The organism is Endozoicomonas sp., from assembly GCF_051008435.1.
GTDB lineage: Bacteria > Pseudomonadota > Gammaproteobacteria > Pseudomonadales > Endozoicomonadaceae > Endozoicomonas_A.
Genome location: NZ_JBPCXO010000292.1, coordinates 1 through 2179, shown reverse-complemented (window position 1 = coordinate 2179; position 2179 = coordinate 1). Strand labels below are relative to the sequence as shown.

Sequence of the window (2179 nt, the reverse complement as noted above, 5' to 3'; positions counted from 1 at the left end):
GCTCAAATTTCAGTTCCACAAAAATGCACTTATATGGTGAAAACCCAGATGAGCAAATATTAGTCTACAGATGCTGATATTACTGAGTTTTTGGCAAATTTAACGATCATGAACTCACGGATTCAGGCAAGGGATAATAGGAATAGGGCAAGCCATCTCAGTTTCATAGTACGTCCTCCTTGACGATGATGAGCCATTGTTTCCAAAGACAGGGCTGGAATCTATAACCGGAGAGTTAGGAGAAGTAACTTTAAGGGTTAAGGCGTACACAGGATGGGGCTTTGGCTACATCATATAGAGGCTTGATACTGCTTGTTGTTAATGTATGCTTGCATCACCAGATCACACATCCGCTTTTAAAAAGCTGGGTGACTCCAGTTTCGCTCCCTGACCGGGTTAATCAAGAAATTTGGTGCCGTCTCAGTAAGATCACTTCAATAGGGAAACTTATGACTTCCAGTATGACTGCATTTGCCCGTACTCAGGTCCAGGAGGACTGGGGCAGCCTGGTGTGGGAAATTCGTTCAGTCAATCATCGCTATCTGGAGCCCCATTTTCGTCTGCCAGAAGCTGCCAGGGAAGTAGAACCTGCATTACGAGAAGCATTGAGAAAGCACTTACACAGAGGCAAAGTAGAATGCTCATTAAAACTGCAGCTGGTAGAAGGTCAGCAGCATTTGAGTGTCAACGACTCGGCTCTGGAAGCCCTGCAATCTGTGGTGAACAAGGTTGAGACCTACTTTATCAATGCGTCCGGCGTGAACCCTCTGGAAGTTTTACAGTGGCCCGGCATCATGAAAAATGAAGAGGCCAATATGGCTCCGGTTCATGCAGCAGCCCTCAAGGCTTTTGAAATGGCTCTGGTACAGCTGTCGGATACCCGTCGCAGAGAAGGAGCCGAGTTGGCGAAGTTCATTCAGCTGAGACTGGAAGGTATTTCCGAAGAAGTAGAGAATGTGCGTTCAGTTCTTCCTGATTTGTTGGAATCCCAGCGGCAGAAAATCATGGACCGCCTGGAGGAAGCCAAGGCTGAACTGGACCCTGATCGACTGGAGCAGGAACTGGTGATCCTGGCTCAGAAAATGGATGTAGACGAAGAGCTGGATCGTCTATCCACGCACATTTCTGAAGTTAAACACACACTGGGTAAGAAAGGGGCTATTGGGCGCCGTCTTGATTTCCTGATGCAGGAACTCAACCGGGAAGCCAATACGCTGTCCTCAAAATCCATTAACGCAGGTCTGACACAAAGTGCCGTTAACCTTAAGGTACTGATTGAGCAGATGCGTGAACAAATTCAGAATATAGAATAAATCCCCGGCAGCCCTCAACTATGCCGTTTGGAGATATATGCCGTTTGGAGATATCATGGCAAATAAAGGCAAACTCTATATCATCGCAGCCCCTTCGGGAGCGGGTAAAACCAGTCTGGTCAAGGCTATGGTTCAGTCGACTCCCCATGTGAAGGTATCAGTTTCCCACACTACCCGTCCGATTCGCCCCGGTGAAACGGATGGTATGAACTACCACTTTACCAGCAAGGAAATCTTTCTGGAGCTGATGAGTAGAGGCCAGTTTCTGGAACATGCAGAAGTGTTCACGAACTATTATGGCACCTCTGAAGCCTGGGTTAGGGGGCAGCTGGATAGCGGTGAAGACGTTATTCTGGAAATTGACTGGCAGGGGGCTCAGCAAGTGCGCAAGCTGATGCCGGAAGCCGTCAGTATCTTTATACTACCTCCTTCCAAGGAAGCTCTGCGCGAGCGACTGATTGGTCGTGGCACCGATGATATGGCAGTGATTGAGCGTCGTATGAATCAGGCAGTGAATGAAATGTCTCATTACGCTGAGTTTGACTACCTGGTGATTAACGATGAATTTGATCTGGCACTGCGTGACCTGCAGACCATTATCAGAAGCCGTCGTTTATCCATTGGCTGGATGCAGCACTACAAGTCCGATCTGATTGAAGGTTTGTTGAACTGATCTCAAGATCTGAAAGCAGTTTAGGCGGTAGGGACTTCAATGTCCTTGCCGCTTTTATATGAACCATAGTAACTATTCAGCACCCAGCAAAGGATGATTACCATAATTCTTCAGAGCTATAAGCAGAGCTTCGAAAATATTCTGACCCTGCTTTCTCGCCGATGACACATAACTTCGTATCCGACAGTAATAT

At 47.3% G+C, this 2179-nt stretch carries 2 protein-coding genes; both read left to right on the top strand.

Features of this window, described 5'->3' with window-relative positions:
* Nucleotides 1-449: 449 nt before the first annotated feature.
* Nucleotides 450-1313 carry a YicC/YloC family endoribonuclease gene (locus tag ACR2PX_RS14810; RefSeq protein WP_434000128.1) on the top strand — a complete coding sequence of 288 codons (864 nt, stop codon included), beginning with the start codon at nt 450-452 and terminating at the stop codon, nt 1311-1313.
* Between the two features lie 55 nt (nt 1314-1368).
* The gene (gene gmk, locus ACR2PX_RS14805) at nt 1369-1986 is read left to right on the top strand and encodes a guanylate kinase (RefSeq protein WP_434000127.1); all 618 of its coding nucleotides are present in this window, start codon (nt 1369-1371) and stop codon (nt 1984-1986) included.
* Nucleotides 1987-2179 lie beyond the last annotated feature (193 nt).